19 protein-coding genes are annotated in these 19,922 nt (G+C 55.7%); 16 read left to right on the plus strand and 3 right to left on the minus strand.

All coding sequences use genetic code 11. The features are described 5' to 3' along the window. Positions 1–185: 185 nt before the first annotated feature. From malK to ubiA, 5 genes are all read left to right on the plus strand, one after another. Positions 186–1,295, plus strand: coding sequence for a maltose/maltodextrin ABC transporter ATP-binding protein MalK (gene malK / locus L384_RS13770; protein WP_023324007.1), 1,110 nt, complete (start codon positions 186–188; stop codon positions 1,293–1,295). Positions 1,296–1,337: 42 nt separating this feature from the next. Continuing rightward, positions 1,338–2,648 (plus strand): maltoporin, encoded by a 1,311-nt coding sequence (locus tag L384_RS13765; RefSeq protein ID WP_026080558.1) that lies wholly within the window; start codon positions 1,338–1,340, stop codon positions 2,646–2,648. A 114-nt stretch (positions 2,649–2,762) separates the two neighbouring features. Further along, positions 2,763–3,701 (plus strand): maltose operon protein MalM, encoded by a 939-nt coding sequence (gene malM, locus L384_RS13760; protein ID WP_023324008.1) that lies wholly within the window; start codon positions 2,763–2,765, stop codon positions 3,699–3,701. Between the two features lie 172 nt (positions 3,702–3,873). Continuing rightward, positions 3,874–4,371 carry a chorismate lyase gene (gene ubiC / locus L384_RS13755; RefSeq protein ID WP_022646736.1) on the plus strand — a complete coding sequence of 166 codons (498 nt, stop codon included), beginning with the start codon at positions 3,874–3,876 and terminating at the stop codon, positions 4,369–4,371. Between the two features lie 12 nt (positions 4,372–4,383). After that, the gene (gene ubiA, locus L384_RS13750) at positions 4,384–5,253 is read left to right on the plus strand and encodes a 4-hydroxybenzoate octaprenyltransferase (protein WP_023315219.1); all 870 of its coding nucleotides are present in this window, start codon (positions 4,384–4,386) and stop codon (positions 5,251–5,253) included. An 89-nt stretch (positions 5,254–5,342) separates the two neighbouring features. On the opposite strand, the gene plsB is transcribed toward ubiA, so the two are convergent. After that, positions 5,343–7,763, minus strand: a complete 2,421-nt coding sequence (gene plsB, locus L384_RS13745; RefSeq protein WP_023324009.1) for a glycerol-3-phosphate 1-O-acyltransferase PlsB — start codon at positions 7,761–7,763, stop codon at positions 5,343–5,345. 154 nt (positions 7,764–7,917) lie between these two features. On the opposite strand from plsB, the gene L384_RS0121025 reads away from it, so the two are divergent. The 4 genes from L384_RS0121025 to L384_RS13730 all read left to right on the plus strand — a co-directional run bounded on the left by L384_RS0121025 (position 7,918) and on the right by L384_RS13730 (position 10,733). Then, positions 7,918–8,286, plus strand: a complete 369-nt coding sequence (locus L384_RS0121025; protein ID WP_003860321.1) for a diacylglycerol kinase — start codon at positions 7,918–7,920, stop codon at positions 8,284–8,286. Positions 8,287–8,394: 108 nt separating this feature from the next. Then, entirely contained in the window at positions 8,395–9,003 is a 609-nt protein-coding gene (lexA, locus tag L384_RS13740; RefSeq protein ID WP_003860318.1) for a transcriptional repressor LexA, read from the plus strand. Positions 9,004–9,066: 63 nt separating this feature from the next. Then, complete coding sequence (dinF, locus tag L384_RS13735) at positions 9,067–10,404, plus strand: MATE family efflux transporter DinF (RefSeq protein WP_023324010.1); 1,338 nt, start codon at positions 9,067–9,069, stop codon at positions 10,402–10,404. A 119-nt stretch (positions 10,405–10,523) separates the two neighbouring features. Next, positions 10,524–10,733 carry a CsbD family protein gene (locus tag L384_RS13730; RefSeq protein ID WP_003860314.1) on the plus strand — a complete coding sequence of 70 codons (210 nt, stop codon included), beginning with the start codon at positions 10,524–10,526 and terminating at the stop codon, positions 10,731–10,733. 47 nt (positions 10,734–10,780) lie between these two features. Here L384_RS13730 and zur read toward each other — a convergent pair whose 3' ends face one another. Beyond that, positions 10,781–11,293: a zinc uptake transcriptional repressor Zur gene (gene zur, locus L384_RS13725; protein WP_003860309.1), complete on the minus strand. Its 513-nt coding sequence runs from the start codon at positions 11,291–11,293 to the stop codon at positions 10,781–10,783. Between the two features lie 117 nt (positions 11,294–11,410). Between zur and L384_RS13720 the strand changes: the two genes are divergently transcribed. The 4 genes from L384_RS13720 to pspG all read left to right on the plus strand — a co-directional run bounded on the left by L384_RS13720 (position 11,411) and on the right by pspG (position 14,834). Next, a complete protein-coding gene (locus L384_RS13720) occupies positions 11,411–11,899 on the plus strand; it encodes a cupin domain-containing protein (RefSeq protein ID WP_003860307.1) in 489 nt (162 codons plus the stop codon). 192 nt (positions 11,900–12,091) lie between these two features. After that, a complete protein-coding gene (gene traF, locus L384_RS13715; RefSeq protein ID WP_153647855.1) occupies positions 12,092–13,378 on the plus strand; it encodes a conjugal transfer protein TraF in 1,287 nt (428 codons plus the stop codon). An 82-nt stretch (positions 13,379–13,460) separates the two neighbouring features. Continuing rightward, positions 13,461–14,456: a tRNA dihydrouridine(20/20a) synthase DusA gene (gene dusA, locus L384_RS13710; protein ID WP_003860304.1), complete on the plus strand. Its 996-nt coding sequence runs from the start codon at positions 13,461–13,463 to the stop codon at positions 14,454–14,456. Positions 14,457–14,591: 135 nt separating this feature from the next. Further along, entirely contained in the window at positions 14,592–14,834 is a 243-nt protein-coding gene (gene pspG, locus L384_RS13705) for an envelope stress response protein PspG (RefSeq protein ID WP_003860302.1), read from the plus strand. 184 nt (positions 14,835–15,018) lie between these two features. On the opposite strand, the gene L384_RS13700 is transcribed toward pspG, so the two are convergent. Continuing rightward, entirely contained in the window at positions 15,019–16,002 is a 984-nt protein-coding gene (locus L384_RS13700; protein WP_003860300.1) for a quinone oxidoreductase, read from the minus strand. A 60-nt stretch (positions 16,003–16,062) separates the two neighbouring features. Between L384_RS13700 and dnaB the strand changes: the two genes are divergently transcribed. The 3 genes from dnaB (at position 16,063) to tyrB (ending at position 19,874) form a co-directional block, all read left to right on the plus strand. Beyond that, positions 16,063–17,475, plus strand: coding sequence for a replicative DNA helicase (gene dnaB, locus L384_RS13695; protein WP_003860298.1), 1,413 nt, complete (start codon positions 16,063–16,065; stop codon positions 17,473–17,475). Between the two features lie 16 nt (positions 17,476–17,491). Further along, positions 17,492–18,571 (plus strand): alanine racemase, encoded by a 1,080-nt coding sequence (gene alr, locus L384_RS13690; protein WP_023324011.1) that lies wholly within the window; start codon positions 17,492–17,494, stop codon positions 18,569–18,571. 109 nt (positions 18,572–18,680) lie between these two features. Further along, complete coding sequence (gene tyrB / locus L384_RS13685) at positions 18,681–19,874, plus strand: aromatic amino acid transaminase (RefSeq protein ID WP_022650225.1); 1,194 nt, start codon at positions 18,681–18,683, stop codon at positions 19,872–19,874. Positions 19,875–19,922: the final 48 nt, after the last annotated feature.

Consider the following 19,922-nt stretch of genomic DNA (forward strand, 5'->3'; position numbering starts at 1 on the left):
AGGCCGCTTCACGATTTTCGCCTCGGCCCCTCAGCTGCGGTCGCAGAGCCTGCTCTCTCATCCTCCCGCCTCCTCCCCCATAAAAAAGCCGGGGGGTGGAGGATTCACGAAAGTAATGGAACACGCATAGTGAACTTATCTTGAATGTTTCTGTCGGTGACAGGTTGTAACGAAGGGAGAAGGGCATGGCGAGCGTACAGCTGCGTAATGTAACGAAAGCCTGGGGCGACGTAGTGGTGTCAAAAGACATCAATCTGGACATCCACGAAGGTGAATTTGTGGTGTTCGTGGGTCCATCAGGCTGTGGTAAATCGACTCTGCTGCGTATGATTGCCGGTCTTGAAACCATCACCAGGGGCGATTTATTTATTGGTGATACCCGAATGAACGACATCCCGCCAGCTGAACGCGGCGTGGGCATGGTGTTCCAGTCTTATGCGCTTTATCCGCATCTTTCCGTTGCCGAGAACATGTCCTTTGGCCTGAAGCTGGCCGGCGCGAAAAAAGAGACCATTAACCAGCGCGTCACCCAGGTGGCGGAAGTGCTTCAGCTGGCACATCTGCTGGAGCGTAAACCGAAGGCGCTCTCCGGCGGTCAGCGTCAGCGTGTGGCGATCGGCCGTACGCTGGTGGCCGAGCCGCGCGTGTTCCTGCTCGATGAACCTCTCTCTAACCTGGATGCCGCCCTGCGCGTCCAGATGCGTATCGAAATCTCCCGTCTGCACAAACGCCTTGGACGCACGATGATTTACGTCACCCACGATCAGGTCGAAGCGATGACGCTGGCCGACAAAATCGTGGTGCTGGATGCCGGTCGCGTGGCGCAGGTGGGCAAACCGCTGGAGCTGTATCACTACCCGGCAGACCGCTTTGTTGCGGGCTTTATTGGCTCGCCAAAGATGAACTTCCTGCCCGTAAAAGTGACCGCGACGGCAATCGAACAGGTACAGGTGGAGCTGCCAAACCGTCAGCAAGTCTGGCTGCCGGTCGACAGCGCCAACGTACAGGTGGGGGCCAATATGTCCCTCGGTATCCGCCCTGAGCATTTACTGCCGAGCCACATCGCTGATGTGACGCTGGAAGGTGAAGTTCAGGTCGTCGAACAGCTTGGTCACGAAACACAGATTCATATCCAGATCCCCGCCATCCGTCAGAACCTGGTCTACCGCCAGAATGACGTGGTGTTGGTAGAAGAGGGTGCCACATTCGCTATCGGTTTGCCGCCAGAGCGTTGCCATCTGTTCCGTGAGGATGGCACTGCATGTCGTCGGTTGCACAAAGAGCCAGGCGTTTAAGCATTCCAATTACAAAGAAAAGCAATGATCTCAGGAGATAGAATAATGATTACTCTGCGCAAAGTCCCTCTGGCTGTCGCCATTGCGGCAGGCATCCTGTCTGCCCAGGCGGGCGCCGTAGACTTTAAAGGTTATGCTCGTTCCGGCATTGGCTGGACCGGAAGTGGCGGTGAACAACAATGTTTCCAGGCAACAGGCGCACAAAGTAAATACCGTCTCGGTAACGAATGTGAAACCTACGCCGAACTGAAACTGGGCCAGGAAGTGTGGAAAGAAGGCGACAAGAGCTTCTATTTCGACACCAACGTAGCGTACTCCGTTTCTCAACAGAATGACTGGGAATCCACCAGCCCGGCCTTCCGTGAAGCTAACGTGCAGGGTAAAAACCTGATTGAATGGCTGCCAGGCTCTACCATCTGGGCCGGTAAGCGCTTCTATCAGCGTCATGACGTACACATGATCGACTTCTACTACTGGGATATCTCTGGTCCTGGTGCCGGTATTGAAAACATCGATCTGGGCTTTGGTAAACTCTCTCTGGCAGCGACCCGTTCTTCTGAGTCCGGCGGTTCTGCAACCTTCGCCGATCGTGATGCGAACGGCGACCGTATTTATGACAACGTGGTACCAAACGATGTCTTCGACGTCCGTTTAGCCGGTCTGGAAACCAACCCGGGCGGTACGCTGGAGCTGGGCGTTGACTACGGTCATACCAACATTCCTGACGACTACTATCTGCAACCTGGCGCCTCTAAAGATGGCTGGCTGTTCACCGCTGAACACACCCAGAGCATGATGAAAGGCTTCAACAAGTTCGTACTGCAATACGGTACGGATTCCATGACCTCTAACGGTAAAGGTATTCCACAGGGTGGCAGCATCGATAACGACGGCTCTATGTGGCGCGTGCTGGACCACGGTGCAATCACCCTGGCAGACCGTTGGGACCTGATGTACGTCGGTATGTACCAGAACATCGATCGTGACAACAACAACGGTACCGAGTGGTGGACCGTGGGTGTTCGTCCAATGTTCAAATGGACGCCGATCATGAGCACCTTGCTGGAAGTGGGCTACGACAACGTTAAGTCTCAGAAAACTGACGACAAAAACAGCCAGTACAAAATCACCCTGGCACAGCAATGGCAGGCAGGCGACAGCATCTGGTCCCGTCCGGCTATCCGTGTCTTCGCAACCTACGCGAAGTGGGATGAGAAATGGGGCTATGCAAACAACGACTCAGGTGCAGGTTACACCTCTGGCGTAGCGTATAGCGACACCTCCGCGAAAACCTTCAGCCGTGGCGACAACGATGAGTGGACCTTCGGCGCCCAGATGGAAATCTGGTGGTAATTCGTCGAGCCTGACGTAATGACCTGAAAAGAGGGGCGTAAGCCCCTCTCTCCTTAGGGTGCTGCGCGCTATTGCCTGGCCACCGCAGTGCTCACGCTATCAGAGGTAATAACAATGAAAATGAAGAAAAGTCTCGTCGCGCTGTGCCTCTCTGCGGGGCTGTTGGCCTGTGCGCCTGCGCTCACCTATGCAGATGTGAATTTTGTTCCTCAAAATACCAGTGCTGCGCCAGCTATTCCGGCTGCGGCACTTCAGCAACTGGTGTGGACGCCAGTTGATCAGTCGAAAACGCAAACCACCCAGCTTGCCGCTGGCGGTCAGTCGCTGAACGTGCCGGGTATCAGCGGTCCGGTTGCGGCTTTCAGCGTGCCGGCGAATATCGGCGAGCTGACCCTGACGTTAACCAGTGAAGTCAATAAACAGGCCAGCGTCTTCGCGCCTAACGTGCTGATCCTCGATCAGAGCATGACGCCATCCGCATTCTTCCCAAGCGACTATTTCAGCTATCAGGAGCCTGGCGTCATGAGTGCCGATCGGCTGGAAGGCGTTATGCGCCTGACGCCAGCCCTGGGTCAGCAGAAGATTTATGTCCTGGTGTTCACGACTGAAAAAGATCTGCAACAGACAACGAAGCTGGTTGATCCGGCGAAAGCCTACGCAAAAGGCACCGGTAACGCTGTCCCGGATATCCCGGATCCGCATGCTCGCCATACTACCGACGGCCTGATCAAGCTGAAAGTCTCCACCAACAGCGCCTCCAGCGTACTCGTAGGCCCGCTGTTTGGCTCATCTGGCCCGGGGCCGGTAACGGTGGGTAATACTGCCGCGCCTGTGTATGCCGCGCCAGCCGCAACACCGGCCGCGGCTCCGGCCCCGGCGAAAAAAGCCGAGCCGGTGCTTAACGATACTGAAACGTACTTTAACAACGCCATCAAGCAGGCAGTTAAAAACGGCGATGTCGATAAAGCGCTGAAACTGCTTGATGAAGCCGAGCGTTTAGGTTCAACCACTGCCCGTTCCACCTTTATCAGCAGTGTAAAAGGCAAGGGGTAACCGTCTCCCCACAGTGCTGATTTTGTTAGTCGTTTGGTGCGCCTTCACGGGCGCACTTTTTTTGGCTAAGTTGCACCATTGTTGCGATAGTGATCGTTAAATTCTGTTTGTCCGTCCTCATTTTGCCAATCTGCGATACAATGCTTTTACGTTATGTATCGGAGAGTCTGGCATGTCACACCCCGCGCTCACGCAGCTGCGTGCGCTACGCTATTTCGACCACATCCCTGCGCTTGACCCGGAACAGCTGGACTGGCTGCTGCTGGAAGATTCCATGACAAAACGTTTTGAGCAACAGGGTAAAACGGTCACGGTGACGATGATTCAGGAAGGGTTTGTCTCGCCTGCGGAGATTGCCAGCGAGCTGCCGCTGCTGCCGCAGGAAGAACGCTACTGGCTGCGTGAAATTTTACTCTGTGCGGATGGCGAGCCGTGGCTTGCCGGGCGGACGGTGGTTCCTGAGTCTACACTTTCCGGGCCGGAGCTGGCATTGCAACGCCTCGGCAAAACGCCCCTGGGGCGCTATCTGTTCACCTCGTCTGAACTGACCCGTGATTTTATTGAAATTGGTTGCGATGCCGATTTGTGGGGGCGCCGTTCCCGCCTTCGTTTGAGTGGCAAGCCGTTAATACTGACGGAACTCTTTTTGCCTGCATCGCCGTTGTACTAAGAGGGAGAGAAAATGGAGTGGAGTCTGACGCAGAATAAGCTGCTGGCCTATCACCGCCTGATGCGTACTGATAAACCCATTGGCGCGCTGCTGCTGCTGTGGCCGACCTTATGGGCGCTGTGGGTTGCCACGCCGGGTGTGCCGCCGCTGTGGATCCTGGCGGTGTTTGTGGCGGGCGTCTGGCTGATGCGCGCTGCGGGCTGTGTGGTTAACGACTATGCTGACCGGAAATTTGATGGACATGTTAAGCGCACCGCGAATCGTCCTCTGCCGAGCGGTCAGGTGACCGGGAAAGAGGCGCGCATTCTGTTTGTGGTGCTGGTGCTTCTCTCTTTCATGCTGGTGTTAACCCTTAACACCATGACCATTCTACTGTCCGTTGCGGCTCTGGCGCTGGCCTGGGTTTACCCGTTCATGAAGCGATACACCCATCTGCCGCAGGTGGTATTGGGTGCGGCATTTGGCTGGTCGATTCCCATGGCGTTTGCCGCGGTCAGCGAGTCCGTTCCGCTCAGCTGCTGGCTGATGTTCCTGGCGAATATTCTCTGGGCCGTTGCGTACGATACCCAATACGCGATGGTCGATCGCGATGACGATCTCAAGATTGGCATCAAATCGACGGCGATCCTGTTTGGTCGTCACGACAAGCTGATCATCGGCATATTACAGGTGGCGGTGCTGGCGCTGATGGTGGCGATTGGTCGCCTGAACGGGCTGAACTGGGAGTTTTACTGGTCCGTACTGGTGGCGGGGCTGCTGTTTGCGTATCAGCAGAAGCTGATCGCGAAGCGCGAGCGTGAAGCCTGCTTTAAAGCGTTTCTGAATAATAACTACGTCGGGCTGGTGCTGTTTCTGGGCCTGGCGATGAGTTACTGGTCATAAAAAAGCCGGGTGGCGGCTTCGCCTTACCCGGCCTACGATTTAGCGGAACATGTAGGCCGGGTAAGCGTTAGCGTCACCCGGCTTTAGCATCATTCGCCCTGCGTCGAACTCTCAATCGTTAAACGCACATCCGCGGTAATCAGCTCTGCCAGCATCTGGTAAACCTTCATCGTCTCTTCCGGCTCGGCATCGCCCGTATCGCTAATGTACCCTTCGTCGCGCAGCGTCAGCACCAGGGAGCTGAATACCGCTTTGTCGAAGAATTCCGGGGCGTTAATGCCATGCAGAACGGAGAGGCGCTGGGCCAGCGTCCGGCTCTCTTTTTCCAGCGTACCGCGGTTGATGGACGGATTTGCACTCAGCAACCAGAAGGTAATGGCGTAGCGCTGCAACGTCTCACGCGCACCGGAAGCCAGGAGCTGCAAGGTACGTGAACGTGACGGATTGATATGTAGTTCATCATCACTGATGGTAATCAGCCCCTGACGATGCATCTCTGCCGTCATTTTATCGAGCTCTGCCGCCAGTTCATCCTTACTCCAGCGCAGGAACAGCTCCGCTTTCAGCATCGGGTAGATGGCCTGAATATGGCGCAGCAGCTCCTGACGCGAAATACGGCGGTGCTGGGTAATAATGGCCGCCATCAGCGACGGCAGCACCAGCATGTGCGTGATGTTATTACGGTAGTAGGTCATCAGCACGGCCTGCTCGCGCGGCAGAATGATGATGTCACCAATCGTATCTTTCTCGACTTCGAACTTGTTCATCTGCAACGCGTGATCGATCAGCTCGCTGGCGGTGGCAGACGGCACGGTCGAATCCACGGAATACGGCACGTTGCGCATGATATCCAGGTAGCAGTCAATCTGCTCGGTCAGCTGTTCGCGGGTCAGTGAACGCTGGCGAGAGGCCAGAAGCGCAGTACAACACAGGTTCATGGCGTTTGCCGCACCAGCATTGTTGATGCGTACCATCAGCTCGGATGCAATGCCGTTGACCGTTGGCGTCAGCCAGGCCGGACGTACCGCTTCGATAGGATCGATAGACTCGCGCCACTCCGGAACATGATGGTTCAGATATGTCATCAGCGGCAGGGGCTCGCCAAAGTTCACGTATCCCTGGCCGAGGTTGCGCAATTTACTCAGCCCACGCAGCATCTGCGGCAGACTCTCTTTCTCTTTAGTCGCACCGCGCAGCTCTTTCGCGTAGGTGCCCACTTCCATCACGTGTTCATAACCGATGTAAATCGGCACCAGCGTGATAGGACGGGTACCGCCACGCAGCATGGCCTGAATGGTCATCGACAGCGTGCCGGTCTTTGGATCGAGCAGACGACCGGTACGCGAGCGACCGCCTTCAACAAAGTACTCCACAGAATAACCGCGGCTGAACAGCTCGCCCAGATACTCCCTGAAGACGGTGGAGTAAAGCTTGTTACCTTTAAAGGTACGACGAATGAAGAACGCACCCAGACGGCGGAAAATCGGGCCTGCTGGCCAGAAGTTCAGGTTGATACCGGCAGCAATATGCGGTGGCACCAACCCCTGGTGATAGAGCACGTAAGAGAGCAACAAGTAGTCCATGTGGCTGCGGTGGCAGGGCACATAGACAATCTCGTGGCCGTCGTGCGCTAACTGACGCACGCGTTCGGCGTTGTGGACGTTAATCCCCTGATAGAGGCGGTTCCACGTGAAGCCGAGGATACGGTCAGAGAAGCGAATCATCTCGTAGGAGAAGTTCGCGGCGATCTCTTCCATCAGCGCGATTGCGTTCTGCTGCGCTTTCTCGTGCGAAATTTTCTTGCTGCGCGCTTCGTCTTCTACGGCACGGGCAATCGCTTTGGAAGCCAGCAGCTTGTTGAACAGATCCTGACGTGCCGGGAGACGTGGTCCAACGGCCGCCAGACGCTGACGTGCAAAGTGCATACGCGCAACGCGCGCCAGCTTTTGCGCAATGATTTTGTCAGTGCCGTGTTCATCCGCCATGCGGCGCAGTGAAACGGAAGGTGAGAAGCGGACAAAACTGTCGCGTCCCAGCCAGGAGACGGCGAAAAACTTCTGAATGCCGTTGAGCATACGCAGCGGCGGGTTCTCTTCCCCTTTTTCGCGCCCCGGACGACGGCCAAACATCACCGACACCGGCACCATCTGCACGTCCAGATCGGGGTTGCTGCGGTGCAGATCGAGGTAATCATGGAACAGCTTAATGGACTCTTCTTTCGGCGTGTAATAGGTGAACACGCGCGGCCCGCCATGGATGAACACGTAGCGTGGCAGCAGCGTACCGTCGACTTCCAGCGGTTCAAGTGGGTCAGGTAAATCGTGCGCCAGACATTGAGCGCGAAGCGTCAGCAGGTCTGCCTTCGAGTTATAAGGCAAAACGTACATAATAGGGCGCGACGTATCGAGCCCTAATTCCAGCGCAGGTTCTGCTGGGATAGACTTACTTTTTACCAGGACGCTTAATGGTAAATTAAGTAATTTGTAGTAAATTCGTGGCCAGCCGGACATAAACGATGTAAAGCCTCTGGTTAATAATGCAATTGCGGCGCAAGGATAACAGAAAGCGCGCAAAATTTCTGTTGTTACCCGTCATACTTCAGGTTGCAGCAAAACGCGCTGCGGCTTTAGTTACAGACGCTATTTATCATAAAAGGTTCTTTTAATGGCCAATAATACCACTGGGTTAACTCGAATCATTAAAGCTGCCGGTTATTCATGGAAAGGTTTCCGCGCTGCATGGGTTAATGAAGCCGCTTTCCGCCAGGAGGCGGTTGCTGCAATCGTTGCCGTTGTCATCGCCTGCTTCCTTGATGTTGATGCTATCACCCGCGTACTGCTCATCGGATCTGTCTTTCTGGTGATGATAGTGGAAATTCTTAATAGCGCTATTGAGGCCGTTGTTGACCGAATCGGGTCGGAATTCCATGAATTGTCTGGCCGGGCGAAAGACATGGGTTCCGCTGCCGTACTGCTGGCGATTATCACTGCGGCGATCACCTGGGTCACGCTGCTTTGGTCGCATTTCCGATGAGCCTCGAGGAATAATTAAGTCCCTGGTTTTTTGTGCAGTTTTTGGTTCCAAAATCGCCTTTGACTGTATATACTCACAGCATAACTGTATATACACCCAGGGGGCGGTATGAAAGCGTTAACGACCAGGCAGCAAGAGGTGTTTGATCTCATTCGGGATCATATCGGCCAGACGGGTATGCCACCCACGCGTGCAGAAATTGCGCAGCGTCTGGGCTTCCGTTCTCCTAATGCTGCCGAAGAGCACCTTAAAGCGCTGGCGCGTAAGGGCGTGATTGAGATTGTTTCCGGCGCCTCACGCGGTATTCGTCTGCTGGTGGAAGAAGAGAGCGGTATTCCGCTGGTGGGTCGCGTAGCGGCAGGTGAACCTCTGCTGGCGCAGCAGCACATCGAAGGGCACTATCAGGTTGATCCAGGCATGTTCAAGCCGAGCGCCGATTTCCTGCTGCGCGTTAGCGGAATGTCCATGAAAGATATCGGTATTTTGGATGGCGATCTGCTGGCGGTACACAAAACGCAGGACGTGCGTAACGGGCAAGTCGTGGTGGCGCGCATTGATGATGAAGTGACGGTTAAGCGCCTGAAAAAACAAGGCAATACTGTGCAGCTTCTGCCTGAAAATAATGAATTCTCCCCGATTGTGGTGGATCTCCGCGAGCAGAGCTTCTCTATTGAAGGGCTGGCGGTCGGCGTTATCCGCAACGGTGAATGGCTGTAATCTCTTCCTGACAGGCTGTAGTTCCTCTACAGCCTGGCCTGTTTTCTGATTCCGGTAATTTCCATGGCATTGCTAACTTCTGCCGATAATGCGTTGTGGCGTCTTGCGCTACCGATGATTTTTTCCAATATTACCGTTCCTCTGCTGGGGCTGGTGGATACGGCGGTTATCGGGCATCTCGATTCGCCGATTTATCTCGGCGGCGTCGCGATCGGCGCAACGGCGACCAGCTTCCTCTTTATGCTGCTGCTTTTTCTGCGCATGAGTACGACAGGCCTGACTGCTCAGGCGTATGGTGCAAAAGATCCCCTGCGTCTGGCGCGTGCGCTGGTTCAGCCGCTTATTCTGGCATTCGGTGCTGGCGCGTTAATTGTTCTGTTGCGTACGCCGCTGATTGATCTTGCGCTCCATATTGTGGGCGGCAGCGATGCCGTACTGGAACAGGCCCGGCGGTTCCTCGAAATTCGCTGGCTCAGCGCGCCCGCTTCACTGGCAAACCTGGTCCTGCTGGGCTGGCTGTTGGGCGTGCAGTACGCCCGCGCGCCGGTGATCCTGCTGGTGGTAGGCAACCTGCTTAACATTATGCTCGATCTGTGGCTGGTGATGGGGCTGCACATGAACGTTCGGGGCGCGGCGCTGGCCACGGCAATTGCCGAGTACGGTACGCTGCTGATCGGTTTGGGGATGGTCTGGCGCGTGCTGGCGATGCGCGGTATCACCCTGGATCTGCTGAAATCGGCCTGGCGCGGCAACATTCGTAAGCTGCTGGCGCTTAATCGCGACATCATGCTCCGTTCTCTCCTGCTGCAACTCTGCTTTGGCGCCTTAACCGTTTTTGGTGCGCGTCTTGGGCCTGAGATCGTTGCCGTCAACGCAGTGCTCATGACGTTACTGACCTTTACCGCTTACGCGCTGGATGGTTTTGCTTACGCCGTCGAGGCGCATTCAGGGCAGGCCTATGGCGCGCGTGAAAGCGGCCAGTTACGTGAAGTCTGGCGTGCTGCCTGTCGTCAGGCGGGTCTGGTGGCGCTGGCCTTTGCTCTGGTATACGCCTGTTTTGGTGGGTATATTGTCGCACTACTCACCTCGTTGCCCGCGCTACGTGAGCTGGCCGATCGCTACATCCTCTGGCAGGTAGTATTACCGGTGGTGGGCGTGTGGTGCTATTTGCTGGACGGCATGTTTATTGGTGCGACGCGAGGGGCGGAGATGCGCAACAGCATGGCCGTCGCGGCGGCGGGGTTCGGCCTGACGCTGCTGACCCTGCCGTATCTCGGCAATCATGGCCTGTGGCTGGCGCTGGCGGTGTTTCTCTCACTGCGTGGCCTTTCGCTGGCCGTTATCTGGCATCGTCACTGGCGAAACAATACCTGGTTTCCAGCCCCGCACGATATATCGTAACGGTTAAAGATTCCGAATAAAAAAACAACTGCCGAATCCTTAACTACAATAATAATCACGTCCAGCAGAAAAGAACGTAGCGGGCGATACTCATAGACGCTTAACACGAGGACACGATTATGAATAAAGACGAAATCGGCGGCAACTGGAAGCAATTCAAAGGTAAAGCGAAAGAACAGTGGGGTAAGCTGACAGATGACGATATGACCGTCATTGAAGGTAAGCGCGATCAGCTGGTAGGTAAAATCCAGGAGCGCTACGGTTACGAAAAAGATCAGGCGGAAAACGAAGTCAAAGACTGGGAAACCCGTAACGACTACCGCTGGTAACCGGTACTATCCCCAAGGGCGGCCCTGAGCCGCCTTTTTCTTTGGCTTTAACGCGGCTTTTTCTTCACCAGGATAGAGTGATCGTGCTGACAGTCATCCTGATGACGGCATGACTCCACCTCCACGCAGGCAGAACATAAGCCGTGGGCTTCAATCACGTTATGGCGCAGCGCAAAGCCCATTCTGGCTGCCAGCGTATGCATAATATCTTCCACACCTTCCGCACACTCTTCCTTCACCACACCACAGCGATCGCAGATAAACATGGCGGACGTGTGAGTTGGCTGGTCAAAAAGATGGCACAGCACATAGCTATTTGTTGATTCCACTTTATGCACAAACCCTTGCTCCAGCAGAAAATCCAGCGCCCGATAAACGGTCGGCGGTTTTGCCTGCGGCTCGCTTTCACGCAGCAGATCGAGCAGATCGTAGGCGCTGATGGCGCCCTGTTGCAGGCTCATCAGACGCAGTACTTCAAGGCGCTGCGGGGTCAGGCGCACATTGCGTTGCGCGCACAGCTTTTCAGCTTGCGCTAACAGCTCTTTTGTGGACTTGTCCATCGGGCACCTCGGATGTGGTAAGGGGTGAAAACTCTCACTTTATCATGTTCTGCTAAAAACACCGAGATCCGCCAGGCTGTGCTATACCTGACGCATCGCAAATCAGGAGATCGCAAAATGAAAAGACCTGACTGTATTCGGCACTGGCGGGACGTGGAAGGCGCTGATGACGCAACGTATCCTGACAGCAACGAACGTTTTTCTATTGGCGCGCCGCTGGCCCGCAAACTGGGTCTCGGCCGCATTGGTATTCACCATGAACGGCTGCCGCCCGGACGCCGCACATCTTATCCGCATGCGGAAAGCGACGAAGAGGAGTTTGTTTACGTTCTGGAGGGTTACCCTGAGGCCTGGATCAATGGCTATTTATGGAAGCTCGAACCCGGAGACAGCGTGGGATTTCCAGCCGGGACGGGCGTGTGTCACACCTTTATCAACAATACCGATGAAGAGGTGCGCTTACTGGTGGTGGGTGAGGCCAATAAAAAACATAACCGTATCTACTATCCGCTCAATCCGGTGTATGCCGCGACGCGCGAAGACCGCTGGGTCGACCATCCGCCTCAGTTTTTTGGGCCGCACGATGGAAAACCTGGGCGAAAATAATTTCCTCTTCTATAAATATTGATGGTCGTCACATATTACAACAGGCCGGGATGGAATTTAACTTAAGGAAATAGCGGGTCTTTTTGCACTTATTCACAGCAATAGTTCGTTCCTGTTTGGGTGATAACAGACAGGGTTAACTAATAACAAACTATTTACGAGCACACTGTGAAAAAACATTTTAAATTTTCGATGGTTAGCATCGCTGTCTCCTTTTTTATGGCAAATCAGGCGGGAGCAGCCAATACCTGGACGGAAGCGCGTAGCGACGCAATGGGCGGAACGGGTGTCGCGGCAGGGAGCTATGGCAGCGGGGCGTTAATCAACCCCGCGTTGCTGGCAAAATCTAAGCCCGAGGATGATGTGACGGTTATTTTGCCGTCCGTTGGCGTGCAGGTGACCGATGAAGACAATCTTCAGGACGAGATTGATACCATTAACGACAAAATCAATCATTACAAGGATGTGGTTGATAGTCTGACCCCCATTGAAGTTATCACCAATCCATTAGGTTCGATCAATCAGTTCCAGGGCGCAGCGAAAGATCTCGCTGATGAACTGGACTACCTGAAAGGCAAGACCGCACACGCCACCGCAGGGGCGGGGATTGCCGTCAGTATCCCTAACGATGTTCTTTCCGTGGCCTTTATGGCAAAAGGCTATGCCCATGGCCGGGTCAGCTCTTCAATCGATCAGCAGGACATTGATTATCTGCGCGGTATACAACGAAGCGATGCGGTGGCTGCCGGTGTGGCGCTGGATGCCGCGCTAAACGGTACCGATCAGATCACCAAAAACCTTAACTCTACGGCGTCTGGTCGGGCGGCGATTGTGTCCGACTACGGTATTGCGGTGGCCCGTCAGTTCGATCTTGGCGGCGTTCCGGTTTCCGTTGGCGTCACGCCGAAGTTGCAAAAAACCTGGCTCTATAACTACACCACCTCAATCTACGATTACGACAGTAATAAGTGGAACGACAGCCGCTACCGTACCGACGACACTGGCTTCAACGTCGATGCCGGTATTGCGGCTGATTTCGGTGAAAACTGGACGGTCGGTGTGAGCGGACAAAACCTGATGTCGCGCGATATCGATACCAAAGATATCCGCATTCGCAACGGACGCACGGGAGAGGTAGTGAGTTATAAAGACACCTATCAGATCCGTCCGCTGGTCACTGCCGGGGCCGCCTGGCATAACGATCTGGTCACGCTTACCGCAGACGGCGATCTGACCGAAACCAAGGGCTTTAAAAGCGAAGACACCTCCCAGTACGTTGGCGTCGGTGCCGAAGTCACGCCGCTGAGCTGGCTGGCAGTACGCGCCGGTTATCGTGCGGATATGAAAGGGAACGACAGCAACGTCTTTACCGGCGGTGTCGGTTTCGCGCCGTTCAACGCCGTCCACGTTGACCTGATGGGGCTTTATGGCGAAGACGAGACCTGGGGCGCAGGGGCACAGTTGAGCATGACGTTCTAAAGTCCACCGGAGGCGCTGCGCCTCCGGCTTTTCTTTATGCTATAGTAGCGCCCCTTTTCCACCAGATGCTTAAAACTTCGCCATGTCGTCAGAATTCCAGACCGCTTTCCCTGCACACCGTTTCTCCATTGCGCCAATGCTCGACTGGACGGACAGACACTGCCGCTATTTCCTGCGCCAGCTCTCCCGCCATACGCTGCTGTACACCGAAATGGTCACTACCGGCGCAATTATTCATGGCAAGGGCGATTATCTGGCGTACAGCGAAGAGGAGCATCCGGTTGCGCTGCAACTGGGTGGCAGCGATCCGGCTGCGCTGGCGCAGTGCGCGAAGCTGGCTGAAGAACGCGGCTATGACGAGATTAACCTCAACGTCGGTTGCCCGTCCGACCGTGTGCAAAACGGTATGTTCGGCGCGTGTCTGATGGGAAATGCACACCTGGTGGCGGACTGCATCAAAGCGATGCGCGACGTCGTCTCTATCCCGGTCACGGTCAAAACCCGTATCGGCATAGACGACCAGGACAGCTATGAGTTTCTGTGTGATTTCATCAACACGGTATCAGGGAAGGGTGAATGCGAGATGTTTATCATCCACGCCCGTAAAGCCTGGCTCTCAGGCCTCAGCCCGAAAGAAAACCGCGAGATCCCGCCGCTGGACTACCCGCGCGTGTACCAGCTGAAACGCGACTTCCCACACCTGACCATGTCGATCAATGGCGGTATTAAGTCGCTGGACGAGGCCAAAGCGCACCTCGAACATATGGATGGCGTGATGGTCGGACGCGAGGCGTATCAGAATCCGGGCATTCTGGCGACGGTTGACCGGGAAATCTTTGGCGTTGAGGGTGCTGACACCGATCCCGTGGCCGTAGTGCGCGCCATGTATCCGTACATTGAGCGCGAGCTGAGTCATGGTACGTATCTGGGCCACATTACCCGCCATATGCTTGGCCTGTTCCAGGGCATTCCTGGTGCGCGCCAGTGGCGTCGTTATCTCAGCGAGAACGCGCATAAAGCCGGTGCGGATATTGAGGTACTGGAACACGCGCTGCGTCTGGTTGCGGATAAACGTTAAATTTCGCTAAAAGATGGTCAAATACGCCACGCCCTGCAACACATTGCGGGCGTTTTGCTTTCAGAACAACAACTTATTTTTGGCATGATTCTTGTAACGATCGCAGCATCATTCGGGAACTCGTGGGAGAGCACCATGCTTGAACTTCTTTTTGTGATTGGTTTCTTTATCATGCTGATGGTCACGGGCGTGTCGCTGCTCGGTATCCTGGCCGCGCTCGTTGTGGCCACGGTGGTGATGTTTGTCGGCGGTTTATTTGCCCTGACGATTAAACTCTTGCCGTGGTTACTTCTGGCGATTGCGGTGGTATGGGCGATACGGGCGATTAAATCGCCAAAACTGCCCAGTTATCAGCGTAATAACCGCTTCCGTTACTAAGGTATTGAGGGGTACGTCACATACCTGCAACTTTTCCGGCAGCAATCCTTAGAACAGAATAGGATTTACTTATCGAATCTGTCACTATGGCTGCCGCTAAAGAATTCATCGAGCTGTACCCTACATACAGCCGAACTAAAAAAAGAAAGGGCTTCCCACGGGAAGCCCAATTTCTTTTTATGGCTCAGGGAATTAACAGACTCGACCCCTGCGTTGCCCGGCTCTCCAGCACCTCATGCGCACGTTGCGCATCGGTCAGCGGATATTTCTGCGCCTCTGCCACATCCACTTTAATCACCCCGCTGGCGATCAGCGAGAACAGCTCGTTGCTGGCTTCCTCAAGTTCTTCCCGGTTGGTGATGTAACCTTGCAGGGAAGGGCGAGTGACGTACAGTGATCCTTTCTGATTCAGAATGCCCAGGTTCACCCCGGTGACAGCCCCGGAGGCGTTACCGAAGCTCACCATCAGCCCGCGACGTTGCAGGCAGTCCAGCGAAGATTCCCAGGTGTCTTTCCCCACCGAGTCATACACCACGCGGACCTTTTTGCCGCCAGTGATTTCTTTTAGCCGCTCAACGATGCTCTCTTCCCGGTAGTTGATCACCTGCCATGCGCCCGCGTCCAGCGCACGCTGCGCTTTTTGCGCGCTGCCTGTGGTGCCGATCAGCTTCGCGCCCAGGGCTTTCGCCCACTGGCAGGCAATCAGCCCCACGCCACCTGCGGCTGCGTGAAACAGGAATTGCTCGTCAGGCTTAATTTCGTAGGTTTTTCGCAGCAGATAATAGACCGTCAGCCCTTTCAGGAATGAGGCGGCAGCCTGCTCGAAGCCGATCGCATTTGGCAGAAGCGCCGCTTTCTCGGCCGGAACGTTATGGATGGAGCTGTAAGCGCCCAGCGCCGACTGCGCGTACACCACGCGATCGCCTTCCTTAATGTGCTTAACCGCGCTGCCCACTTTGCTGACGATGCCGGCCGCCTCTGTGCCCAGCCCGCTCGGCATCGACGGAGGCGGATAGAGGCCGCCGCGAATATAGGTATCGATGTAGTTAATGCCGATAGCTTTGTTTTCCACCTGGATTTCGTTCTCGCCAGGCGCAGCGGGGGTAAATTCCACCGCTTTGAGTACGTCAGGGCCACCATGCTTGTGAAATTCAATACGTGTTGCCATGCTTCCTCCAGAATGTGGTAATCTTTCGACCCACTCTTTATCTCGGTAACTCCATTCACTATGGCAGGAAACAAACCCTTCAACAAACAGACTGAACCTCGTGAGCGTGATTATCAGGTCGCCGGGTTAAAAGTCCCGCCGCACTCGATTGAAGCGGAACAGTCGGTGTTGGGCGGTTTAATGCTGGATAACGAACGCTGGGACGACGTCGCCGAGCGCGTTGTCGCGGAAGACTTCTATACCCGCCCGCACCGCCACATCTTTACGGAAATGGCGCGTTTGCAGGAGTCGGGCAGCCCGATCGACCTGATTACGCTCGCAGAATCGCTGGAGCGTCTGGGACAGCTCGACAGCGTCGGCGGATTTGCCTATCTGGCAGAACTGTCAAAAAACACGCCAAGCGCCGCGAACATCAGCGCTTACGCTGATATCGTTCGTGAACGTGCCGTTGTCCGCGAGATGATCTCGGTGGCAAATGAGATCGCCGAGGCAGGTTTCGATCCCCAGGGGCGCACCAGCGAAGATCTGCTCGACCTGGCGGAATCCCGCGTCTTTAAAATCGCCGAAAGCCGTGCGAATAAAGACGAAGGCCCGAAAAACATCGCCGATGTGCTCGACGCCACCGTCGCACGTATTGAGCAGCTTTTCCAGCAGCCGCACGATGGCGTGACGGGGGTGAACACCGGTTATGACGATCTCAACAAGAAAACGGCAGGTCTTCAGCCGTCGGATTTGATTATCGTGGCCGCACGTCCGTCGATGGGTAAAACGACATTTGCAATGAACCTCGTCGAAAACGCGGCGATGTTGCAGGATAAGCCGGTGCTTATCTTCAGTCTGGAGATGCCCTCTGAACAGATCATGATGCGTTCTCTGGCGTCCCTGTCGCGCGTGGATCAGACCCGCATCCGTACCGGTCAGCTGGACGATGAGGACTGGGCGCGGATCTCCGGCACCATGGGGATTTTGCTGGAAAAACGGAACATCTATATTGATGACTCCTCCGGCCTGACGCCGACGGAAGTGCGCTCCCGCGCACGCCGTATCGCCCGTGAACACGGTGGCATCGGTCTCATCATGATCGACTACCTTCAGCTGATGCGCGTTCCGTCGCTTTCCGACAACCGTACGCTGGAGATTGCCGAGATTTCGCGCTCGCTCAAGGCGTTAGCCAAAGAGCTGCACGTGCCGGTGGTGGCGCTGTCGCAGCTTAACCGCTCTCTGGAACAACGTGCAGACAAGCGCCCGGTCAACTCCGACCTGCGTGAATCCGGCTCCATCGAGCAGGATGCCGACTTAATCATGTTCATCTATCGTGATGAGGTTTATCACGAGAACAGCGACCTGAAAGGGATCGCCGAAATTATTATTGGTAAGCAACGTAACGGCCCCATCGGTACGGTACGTCTGACCTTTAACGGCCAGTGGTCGCGTTTCGACAACTATGCCGGTCCTCAATATGATGATGAGTAATTTCTAAGGAATTCAAATGCAAGCGGCAACTGTTGTTATTAACCGCCGCGCTCTGCGACACAACCTGCAACGTCTGCGAGAACTGGCGCCCGCCAGTAAGCTCGTTGCAGTCGTGAAAGCGAACGCTTACGGACACGGTCTTCTTGAGACCGCGCGAACGCTCCCCGATGCCGACGCTTTTGGCGTCGCCCGTCTCGAAGAAGCTCTCCGCCTGCGCGCAGGTGGAATTACGCAACCGATTCTGCTCCTCGAAGGCTTTTTTGAAGCCTCGGACCTGCCGACCATTGCCGATCAGCACCTGCACACGGCGGTGCATAACGAAGAACAGCTGGCCGCGCTGGAAACGGCCGAACTGAGCGAACCGGTCACCGTCTGGATGAAGCTCGACACGGGCATGCACCGTCTGGGCGTGCGGCCGGAAAGCGCGGAGGCGTTTTATCAGCGTCTGTGTCAGTGCAAAAATGTGCGTCAGCCGGTAAACATCGTCAGCCACTTTGCCCGCGCCGATGAGCCTGAATGCGGCGCAACGGAACAGCAGCTTGATATCTTCAACACCTTCTGCGAAGGCAAACCGGGGATGCGCTCGATCGCGGCATCCGGCGGTATTCTGCTGTGGCCGCAGTCGCACTTCGACTGGGCGCGTCCGGGCATCATTCTTTACGGCGTATCGCCACTGGAGCACAAACCCTGGGGGCCGGACTTTGGCTTTAAGCCGGTGATGTCGCTGGTTTCAAAGCTGATTGCCGTGCGTGAGCACAAAGCGGGAGAGCCGGTAGGTTACGGCGGCACCTGGATCAGCGAGCGCGATACCCGTCTTGGCGTGGTGGCGATGGGCTACGGTGACGGCTATCCCCGCGCCGCACCAACGGGCACGCCGGTGCTGGTCAACGGTCGTGAAGTGAAGATTGTCGGCCGCGTGGCGATGGACATGATTTGTGTTGATCTGGGGCCCGACGCGCAGGATAAAGCGGGGGACGATGCGGTGATGTGGGGCGAAGGCCTGCCGGTAGAACGTATTGCTGAAATAACAAAAGTGAGTGCTTACGAACTTATCACGCGTCTTACCTCAAGGGTCGCGATGAAATACGTCGACTAAGCATGAGCGGGATGCGGTGCATCCCGCTTCTGTTAACATCCCCTCGATCTTCTTCCGCTTCCGGTTTATTGTTGAATTCCCTGCCTCATAATAATCCGGAGAACATCGCGTGTTTCAGAAAGTAGACGCCTACGCCGGCGACCCTATCCTCTCCTTGATGGAGCGTTTCAAAGAAGATCCTCGCAGCGACAAAGTGAACCTCAGCATTGGTCTTTACTACAACGAAGACGGCATCATTCCTCAGTTGAAAGCCGTTGCTGAAGCTGAAGCGCGTCTTAACGCAACCCCGCACGGTGCTTCGCTTTATCTGCCGATGGAAGGATTAAACACCTACCGCAACACTATCGCGCCGCTGCTGTTTGGTGCGGACCACGCGGTGCTCGCGCAAAAGCGCGTAGCGACTATCCAGACGCTGGGTGGCTCGGGTGCGCTGAAGGTAGGCGCAGATTTCCTGAAAAAGTACTTCCCGGATTCCGGCGTGTGGGTCAGCGACCCGACGTGGGAAAACCACGTTGCGATCTTCGAGGGCGCGGGCTTTAAGGTTGAAACCTATCCGTGGTTCGACAGCGAAACGAACGGCGTGCGCGTTGATGCGCTGCTGGAAAAACTGAACACCCTGCCGGAGCGCAGCATCGTATTGCTGCATCCGTGCTGCCATAACCCGACGGGTGCGGACCTCACCAATGCCCAGTGGGATGCGGTGATCGAGATACTGAAGGCGCGTAACCTGATCCCGTTCCTCGACATCGCCTATCAGGGCTTTGGCGCGGGCATGGAGGAAGACGCCTACGCCATTCGCGCGATTGCCAGCGCGGGGCTTCCCGCTCTGGTCAGCAACTCCTTCTCAAAAATCTTCTCCCTGTACGGCGAGCGCGTTGGCGGTCTGTCCGTGGTGTGTGAAGACGCTGAAGCGGCGGGCCGCGTGCTGGGCCAGCTTAAAGCGACGGTCCGCCGTATCTACTCCAGCCCGCCGAACTTTGGTGCGCAGGTGGTGGCGACAGTTCTCGGTGACGAAACACTGAAAGCCACCTGGCTTGCGGAAGTGGAAGCGATGCGTAAGCGCATCCTGTCGATGCGTCAGGAGCTGGTTAACGTCCTGAAAGAGGCCGTGCCTGGGCATAACTTTGATTATCTTCTCAAGCAGCGCGGGATGTTCAGCTACACCGGACTGAGCGCAGCGCAGGTCGATCGCCTGCGTGAAGAGTTCGGTGTCTACCTGATCGCCAGCGGCCGTATGTGCGTGGCGGGTCTGAATGCCAGCAACGTCCAGCGCGTGGCGCAGGCGTTTGCAGCTGTGATGTAAGTACTCACTACTTATTATCTCCCTCTCCCTGTGGGAGAGGGCTGGGGT

Origin of the sequence: Enterobacter sp. MGH 38, assembly GCF_000492855.1 — a bacterium.
Classification (GTDB): domain Bacteria; phylum Pseudomonadota; class Gammaproteobacteria; order Enterobacterales; family Enterobacteriaceae; genus Enterobacter; species Enterobacter hormaechei_C.

Coding starts and splice junctions, on each gene's coding strand:
- malK (WP_023324007.1), top strand. CDS start 186: ATGGCGAGCGTACAGCTGCGTAATGTAACGAAAGCCTGGGGCGACGTA.
- malM (WP_023324008.1), top strand. CDS start 2,763: ATGAAAATGAAGAAAAGTCTCGTCGCGCTGTGCCTCTCTGCGGGGCTG.
- ubiC (WP_022646736.1), top strand. CDS start 3,874: ATGTCACACCCCGCGCTCACGCAGCTGCGTGCGCTACGCTATTTCGAC.
- ubiA (WP_023315219.1), top strand. CDS start 4,384: ATGGAGTGGAGTCTGACGCAGAATAAGCTGCTGGCCTATCACCGCCTG.
- plsB (WP_023324009.1), bottom strand. CDS start 7,763: ATGTCCGGCTGGCCACGAATTTACTACAAATTACTTAATTTACCATTA.
- L384_RS0121025 (WP_003860321.1), top strand. CDS start 7,918: ATGGCCAATAATACCACTGGGTTAACTCGAATCATTAAAGCTGCCGGT.
- lexA (WP_003860318.1), top strand. CDS start 8,395: ATGAAAGCGTTAACGACCAGGCAGCAAGAGGTGTTTGATCTCATTCGG.
- dinF (WP_023324010.1), top strand. CDS start 9,067: ATGGCATTGCTAACTTCTGCCGATAATGCGTTGTGGCGTCTTGCGCTA.
- L384_RS13730 (WP_003860314.1), top strand. CDS start 10,524: ATGAATAAAGACGAAATCGGCGGCAACTGGAAGCAATTCAAAGGTAAA.
- zur (WP_003860309.1), bottom strand. CDS start 11,293: ATGGACAAGTCCACAAAAGAGCTGTTAGCGCAAGCTGAAAAGCTGTGC.
- L384_RS13720 (WP_003860307.1), top strand. CDS start 11,411: ATGAAAAGACCTGACTGTATTCGGCACTGGCGGGACGTGGAAGGCGCT.
- traF (WP_153647855.1), top strand. CDS start 12,092: ATGGTTAGCATCGCTGTCTCCTTTTTTATGGCAAATCAGGCGGGAGCA.
- dusA (WP_003860304.1), top strand. CDS start 13,461: ATGTCGTCAGAATTCCAGACCGCTTTCCCTGCACACCGTTTCTCCATT.
- pspG (WP_003860302.1), top strand. CDS start 14,592: ATGCTTGAACTTCTTTTTGTGATTGGTTTCTTTATCATGCTGATGGTC.
- L384_RS13700 (WP_003860300.1), bottom strand. CDS start 16,002: ATGGCAACACGTATTGAATTTCACAAGCATGGTGGCCCTGACGTACTC.
- dnaB (WP_003860298.1), top strand. CDS start 16,063: ATGGCAGGAAACAAACCCTTCAACAAACAGACTGAACCTCGTGAGCGT.
- alr (WP_023324011.1), top strand. CDS start 17,492: ATGCAAGCGGCAACTGTTGTTATTAACCGCCGCGCTCTGCGACACAAC.